Annotated in this window: 8 protein-coding genes and 1 tRNA gene; 2 read left to right on the top strand and 7 right to left on the bottom strand. The window is 41.5% G+C overall.

Annotation, left to right across the window (positions count from 1 at the left end):
- Positions 1–268: 268 nt before the first annotated feature.
- Positions 269–342: transfer RNA gene (locus QZ019_RS08695), tRNA-Gly, on the bottom strand.
- 126 nt (positions 343–468) lie between these two features.
- Complete coding sequence (locus tag QZ019_RS08690) at positions 469–792, bottom strand: YqcC family protein (protein WP_295484281.1); 324 nt, start codon at positions 790–792, stop codon at positions 469–471.
- 54 nt (positions 793–846) lie between these two features.
- Here QZ019_RS08690 and QZ019_RS08685 point away from each other — a divergent pair, with 54 nt between their 5' ends.
- A complete protein-coding gene (locus QZ019_RS08685) occupies positions 847–1212 on the top strand; it encodes a hypothetical protein (protein ID WP_295484278.1) in 366 nt (121 codons plus the stop codon).
- Here the strand turns inward: QZ019_RS08685 and ruvX are convergent.
- The 5 genes from ruvX to galE form a co-directional block, all read right to left on the bottom strand.
- Positions 1209–1631, bottom strand: a complete 423-nt coding sequence (ruvX, locus tag QZ019_RS08680; RefSeq protein WP_294564690.1) for a Holliday junction resolvase RuvX — start codon at positions 1629–1631, stop codon at positions 1209–1211. The two genes, QZ019_RS08685 and ruvX, sit on opposite strands and share 4 nt — an antisense overlap.
- Complete coding sequence (locus tag QZ019_RS08675; protein ID WP_294564687.1) at positions 1628–2422, bottom strand: ATP-binding protein; 795 nt, start codon at positions 2420–2422, stop codon at positions 1628–1630. The genes ruvX and QZ019_RS08675 overlap by 4 nt, the downstream gene beginning before the upstream one ends.
- Before the next feature lie 176 nt (positions 2423–2598).
- On the bottom strand, positions 2599–3753 hold the full coding sequence (gene galK, locus QZ019_RS08670) for a galactokinase (protein ID WP_294564684.1): 1155 nt from the start codon (positions 3751–3753) through the stop codon (positions 2599–2601).
- Between the two features lie 16 nt (positions 3754–3769).
- On the bottom strand, positions 3770–4810 hold the full coding sequence (locus QZ019_RS08665) for a UDP-glucose--hexose-1-phosphate uridylyltransferase (RefSeq protein ID WP_294564682.1): 1041 nt from the start codon (positions 4808–4810) through the stop codon (positions 3770–3772).
- A gap of 11 nt (positions 4811–4821) precedes the next feature.
- The gene (galE, locus tag QZ019_RS08660) at positions 4822–5841 is read right to left on the bottom strand and encodes a UDP-glucose 4-epimerase GalE (protein ID WP_294564679.1); all 1020 of its coding nucleotides are present in this window, start codon (positions 5839–5841) and stop codon (positions 4822–4824) included.
- 401 nt (positions 5842–6242) lie between these two features.
- Here galE and QZ019_RS08655 point away from each other — a divergent pair.
- Positions 6243–7134, top strand: an 892-nt coding sequence (locus tag QZ019_RS08655; RefSeq protein ID WP_295484272.1) for a substrate-binding domain-containing protein, incomplete at its 3' end; no start/stop codon positions are given.

Below are 7134 nucleotides of genomic sequence, written 5' to 3'. Positions count from 1 at the left end.
AATTTGTCGCCTGGTAATAACTCTCTTGATAGAATCTTACTTTTTACATGATTAATTACTATATCTTTTGCAGATAAGCGTAACTTAGTTTGGGGGCGAAATATTTTAGGTAAAAAATACAAAAAATCTTGCATACGCTTATCTTTTAATACTAATTAAAGATCTTTAGTCTTTAATCCACATAAAACAATGGAAAGATTATATTAATTACTTATGTAAGAACAATTTTAACGATAATTCTCAAAGCAGGAGAAATGTACATATAAAATGGAGCGAGCGACGGGAATCGAACCCGCGTCAGAAGCTTGGGAAGCTCCTGTTCTACCATTGAACTACGCTCGCATTACAAGTGCTTTTAATAGATACGTCTCAAATTGTTCGAGGTATTTTAGCTCATTATTAAAATTTAATCAAAAAAATACTTGTACAGCGATAGATAAGGTAAACGACTAATATAAACATACTTAACTACTTAAAACATTCATCAAGCTTTCTTAATACCCCGATTAATCTGCGGTATTTTGCCCAATTTCCCCGCCAATACTCTTGAGCGGCAGGATGAAGGAGCATTTTTTTAGGCAGTGGCTTACCCTCTTTTATCAGTTGACGCATTTTCGCAACCAATACATACTCAAGCCATTGGTGAAAATCCATAGTATCGATACAAAAAGGAGCGGTACTTAAAAAAGCTTTTTCGTGGGGTCTGTTCTTTTCCCCGCCCCAATGTTCCAAGACTTGTAACTCTTGTTCTATTTCATCTAAAATTGCTGAGATTTTATTAATATCGTGCATATCTTTTCTTTGTTCAAATTGAAATTGAGACGATCATACTAAAAAGGATCGAGAATGACACAAAATTCCACTCAAAATACTATTAATGAATTACTGGAAATTGCCGCCAGGCTTACAGCAAAAGGAATAACTCCCGGTGTTGCCACTTTAAAATCACATTTAAACAAACCGGTATCGCTTCCTCTTATCATAGAAGCCGTTAAGCTGTGGAAAACCTTAGATAAAGACGCTGTAAAACAAGCTGTTAGTTATATTTTAAACAATACCGGCAATCCTGCATCAAAAGTAAATGATGATAAATCAGAATCATCAACAAACGAAACTGATGAGTTAAAAAATGAGATTTGCGCTTTACGCGCTGAAATTGAGCTGCTTCGCCATGAGATCGGTAAACTTACCGCAGCTTTAAAAAAGCTTTAACCGTTCACGGCCTTTTCTTCAAAAAAGGCCTCTAAAATTAATGCTGCAGACACGCAGTCTATCTTGCCTTTACTTGCAAGGCCTTTATAGCCGTACTGCGAGAAAATGCGTTCTTTGGCATCTGCCGTGGTTAAGCGCTCATCTTTAAAATAAACTTTTAATTTAAAATTATTTGCAAGCCTATTTCCGAATTTCTTTGCTTTAAAGGTGAGCTCTTCATTGGTTCCGTCCATGTTGATCGGATAGCCTACTACAATGTAGGACGGCTGCCATTCTTTAAATAAAGCGTTTATCTGATCGGCATTGGGAATTCCGTCTCGCGCTTTTACGGCTTCAAGAGGAGTTGCGGACATTGTAAATTCATTGCCTACCGCAACGCCAATACTGTTAATTCCAAAATCAAAAGCAAGAACACTCACGCTAAAGCCCTACCGTTAAAACGAATCGGATTGCGGCGGCTTCCGCCTAATAAAGACTCGGCTATAACAGAATAATCTTTCATTGATTCAAAACAATGGGTTCCTATGCTGTTATGCAGACTCTCGAACGGAACTACGGTAGTTATAACCATAGACAAACCGTTATCATGGCGGGTACGCAAAAGTTCCGCTACGATTTTTTGGTCAAAAAGCTGCAAGCCTTCATGGTTTTGACACAGTCCGTCCAAAATCAAAAGCTTAACCGTACAAAAACGCTCCCAGCGATCATTTCTTTCTATGCGTTCTTCACGATCTTCGCTTTGATTAAACAAACGGCTTTTTTTTAGCTCATCAAAATAAATGAGCTCTACACTTTCAGGAGAAGATTTTAAGCGTTCGTTTGCTATCGCTGTGGCAAGCACCGATTTACCGGACCCCTCCGCTCCCTGAATGATAAGAAGCATCGGCATGGTGGCGTCATCTATTGCGTAACAGAAACCCTGAGCAGTTCCCACAGCTTTTGAATTAAGCTGATCTTTTATTATCGTGTCAAAAGTATATCTAGCGTCAATACGACCGGATTTATGGATCTTATTTATAAGGCTTTTAAGATCGGCTTTTCTGCTTTGCTCTATCTCATAAGCGGCAAGAGCGGCTTCCTTTTGCTTCATTGCCTTAAAATCAAAATCCGGATCTTTTTCAAGCTTTACTTTGATCTTTGAAATATCTTCAATAGTATCAATTAGTGCCTGTACGGCATCAATACTGTTTGTCTCGCGTTTTTCTGCCATCAAACTACTCCTAAGTTAAGTAAATTGTAGCAAAAAGCGCTTAAACAGTTAATTTTTTGACATTATCACTTTTTAAAAGAAATGATTTTCAACCTCATTGATTACTGGTATTAAAAAAATAAAAAAGCCTCCTTACGTCTTAGCATAAGGAAGCTTCTTTTAACTAATAGCTAAAATTACAGAGCGATGAAAGTAGCACCGTCAAAAGCATGGGTCTCAATGATGGTGGCTTTACGTCCTGAAATAGCTTCATACTTGGCATCGATTGCAGCTTTAACAGCTTCAACCTTTTCAGGTTTTAATACTGCAACAACGCTGCCGCCGAATCCGCCGCCGGTCATACGAACGGCAGCATTTTCGCCTATGGCCTCGCGAATGATTTCAACCAAGCCGTCAATCTCCGGAATGGTAATTTCAAAATCATCACGCATTGAACAATGTGATGCGTACATAAGCTCGGCAAGACGCTTCAAGTCGCCCTTAGTAAAGGCATCGACAGCTGCCAAAGTACGATCGTCTTCGGTGATGACATGACGGGCTCTGCGATAAGTTACATCATCAAGCTCGGCTTTCTTGGCGTTTAACATATCCATAGTGGCATCACGCAGTGCCTTAACGCCTAAAACTTTAGCGGCGTTTTCACACTGTTCGCGGCGCTCGTTGTATTCACCGCCGACAAGCTGATGTTTTACATTGGAATTTACAATAAGAATTTCCAATTCCTCAGGAATATGAACCTGAGTCTTTTCAAGAGAGCGGCAGTCAATAAGCAATGCGCAGTCTTTCTTGCCGCATGCGGAAATGGTCTGATCCATAATACCGCACTTGCAGCCGATGAAAGCTTCAGCAGCCTGACCGATTAAAGCAATGTCCTGTAAGTCGATATTAAGACCGAAAGCACAGGAAATAAGGTTGCCAAAAGATACTTCCAAAGAAGCAGAAGAAGATAAGCCTGCACCTAACGGGACATTTCCGCAAATTGCCAAATCAAGACCTTCAAACTTATAACCTTTCTTGGCAATCAGCATGGTAACGCCGCGCAGATAATTACTCCAAAGCTTATCAGGATGCTTATCCATATCTACGGTAACGGTGAACTCATCAGTGTCACCGTTTACGTCAGCTGCAAAAACGCGCATCTTGTCAGTGCCGTTTTTACGGGCGGCAATTGCAGTACCGAACTTAATTGCGCACGGCATAACAAAACCGTCATTATAATCAGTGTGCTCACCGATGATATTAACGCGGCCCGGAGCATATGAAAGCATAGTAGGCTCAGCGTTGAAATGAGCTTTAAAAGCCTCGATTGCTTTAGTTTTTACGTCGTTCATAATTAACCTTTATCAATTAACGTTTAGTGTAATGGACTTCGCTTAATGCCTGTAAACGGGCTGCGGCCTGTTCTGCGGTAAGATCGCGCTGTTTTTCAGATAAAAGCTCAAAACCTGCAACGAACTTCTTGACTGTAGCAGAACGCAAAAGAGGCGGATAGTAATGGGCATGCATCTGCCACTCAGGATGTTCTTCGCCGTCAGCAGGAGCATTGTGCCAACCCATTGAGTACGGGAAAGAGCACTCAAACAGATTGTCATAGCGGGTAGTCAGTTTCTTGATAATAAGAGCCAAATCATCACGCTCGTTATCTTTTAACTGATTGATTGAAGCTACCGGGAACTTAGGCAGAATCATGGTCTCAAACGGCCAGAATGCCCAATACGGAACCAAAGCGACAAAGAATTCAGTCTCGCAAACAATGCGTTCTTTCTTCTCAAGCTCGGCTTTTACGTAGTCAAGCAAAAGCTTTGACTTATGTTTTTCAAAGTAAGCTTTCTGCTGTTTTAATTCCTTGGTGATCTCCTCAGGAAGGAAGGAGCAAGCCCAAATCTGTCCGTGCGGATGCGGATTGGAGCAACCCATTATGGCGCCTTTGTTTTCAAAAAGCTGTACCCACTTATAGGTCTCGGAAAGCTCTGTAAGCTGTGAAGCCCACAAATCAACGACGGAGCGGATCTCATTTACTTCCATGACAGGCAAAGTCTTGGAGTGGTCAGCTGAAAAGCAGATAACGCGAGCTGTTCCGCGAGCCGGCTCCAATTTGAAAATGTCATCACCTGCAGGTCCGTCAAGCGGGGTATCCGGAGTTAAAGCGGCAAAGTCATTGGTAAAAACGAAATTGCGCTCATAGTCAGGGTTTACATCGCCTGAAACGCGGGTATTGCGCGGGCAAAGATAGCAGTTAGGATCATAAGAGGGCTTCTTATCATCGGCTGCTTTTTCTACCTGGCCGTTCCACGGACGCTTTGCACGATGCGGAGAAACCAAAATCCACTCACCGGTCAAAGCGTTGTAACGACGGTGCGGATGTGAAGTTGCATCAAACTGGCTCATAAAAATACCTCTTAATCATCGTAACCGTTAGGGTTGTTCTTTTGCCAATTGTAAGAATCGCGAGTCATATCATCTAAAGTAAGTTCGGCAGTCCAACCGAGCTCTTCCTTAGCGCGGGAAGGATCTGCATAGCACTGAACCACGTCGCCTGCGCGTCTTGGAGCAAACTTATAAGGAAGTTCACGACCGATAGCTTTAGAGAATGCTTTAACCATATCAAGAACGCTGTAGCCGATACCGGTACCCAAGTTGTAAATATGGACTCCGCTCTTGTTAAGGCAATGCTTAATGGCAGCAACGTGACCTTTAGCCAAATCAACAACGTGAATGTAATCGCGGATGCAGGTACCGTCTTTGGTCGGATAATCGTTGCCGAAAATATTAAGGCAAGGAAGCTTACCTACTGCGACCTGAGTAAGGTACGGCATAAGATTGTTAGGAATGCCGCGCGGATCTTCACCGATAAGACCTGACTCATGAGCGCCTACCGGATTGAAGTAACGCAGTAAAGTAATGGAAAACTCAGGAACGGCCTTTTGCAATTCTTCTGACATATATTCAATGTCGACTTTAGTCTGGCCGTAAGGGCAATTTGCGCGCTTTACCGGTGAATTTTCGGTCAAAGGAACGCTGTCAGGCTCGCCGTAAACCGTAGCGGATGAAGAGAAAATAAAGTTATGGCAATTAAAATCGCGCATTACGCCTAACAAAATGCGTGAACCGTTAACGTTATTGTCATAGTACTCAAGCGGCTTCTTAACGGACTCGCCTACGGCTTTCAAGCCGGCAAAATGAATGACTCCGTCAATTTTGTTCTCTTTAAACACCGCTTCAAGCTGTTCTCTTACGCGGATGTCACCGGCGATAAACGGGACGTGGCGACCGCAAATTTTATTGATACGAGCAAGTACTGCAGGTTTTGAATTGCTGAAGTTATCGAAAATAATAGGATCATATCCTGCTTTAACCAATTCGATAACAGTATGGCTGCCGATATAACCTGCGCCACCGGTAACAAGAATAGTAGTCATTTATTTTCTCCAAAATACGGCAGATATGCCGATGTAAACGTTTACATTATAACCCCCGATAAACCCAATACAACTATAAAACCGGACTTTTTAGAAATTTACGGCACAGATCTCATTTCTTGTTTTTAATGATTAAAAAAGGCTTCAATTTGCTTCAACTTGCAATCGTGAAAGGACAAAAAACGTGCTTTAAATCTTATTTTTTAATTTAAAAACCACTAACACAAATTAACAATACGATTCATGACTTTGTAATTTAATTTCTATTAAATATTTGTGTCTTTTTCTTGATACTAAATGTAATAAATTGAAATATCACAATAATTAAAACTTAGTGTGGAAACGTTTTCACGATAAGATTAAAATAAAAATTAATTTATTAAAACTATTAAGGGAAAAGAATGGCTACCATTCGAGATGTCGCAAAAAGAGCTAATGTTTCCGTGGCCACGGTGTCACGTGTTTTAAACGGCTCGCCTAAAGTCAGTGAATCGGCACGAGAGGCTGTACTTTTGGCAAGGCGCGAACTCGGATTTTATCTAAACGCCAACGCCAAAGCCTTAGCCAAACAGGATGCCGATGTTATAGGTCTTGTGGTTTCCGACGTTTCCGATCCTTACTTTGGGATCATGGCCAAAGAATGTGAAAATGCCGCATACGAAAAAGGCAATTCACTTCTAATCTGTCAGGTTTTTCACGATCAAAACCGCGAAAGAAAGGCAATTGAAAAATTATTGTCTCACCACTGCCGCGGCATTGTAGGACACTTTTTAACACTGCCTGACGAAGAACTGAAAAGTTATATGGAGTTAGTGCCAAGTCTCGTTTTGGTCAATCGTACCCTTGAAGGCTTTGAAAACCGCTGTGTAAATGTCGATAACCGTTACGGAGAAAAACTTGCTGTTAATGAACTTATACATAACGGACATAAACAAATCGTTTATATAGGATCAACGCACAAAATTCTTGACCGCGTCGAACGTGAAGGCGGCTATAGAGAAGCCATGACGGAAGCCGGCCTTGAAGTTGACGATCGTTATATCATCGAAGTGGAGCCTTTCCTCGAGGGCGGCGCGGAAGCTGCAAAAATTTTATTATCAAGAAATCTTAAATATACGGCTATCGCCTGCTACAACGATACCATTGCTATCGGTCTTATGGCGGAGTTGCATAATCACGGCATCAGTGTACCCGATGACGTATCCATCGTAGGATTTGACGATTTATTTCTATCCCGCTGCCTAAATCCGCCTTTAACGACAATTTATCACCCTATTTCTTTAATGAGCAGAT

Source organism: uncultured Succinatimonas sp., from assembly GCF_905203285.1.
GTDB lineage: Bacteria > Pseudomonadota > Gammaproteobacteria > Enterobacterales > Succinivibrionaceae > Succinatimonas.
The sequence above is the reverse complement of the archived record's forward strand: the minus strand, read 5'-3'. Positions and strand labels throughout refer to the sequence as shown.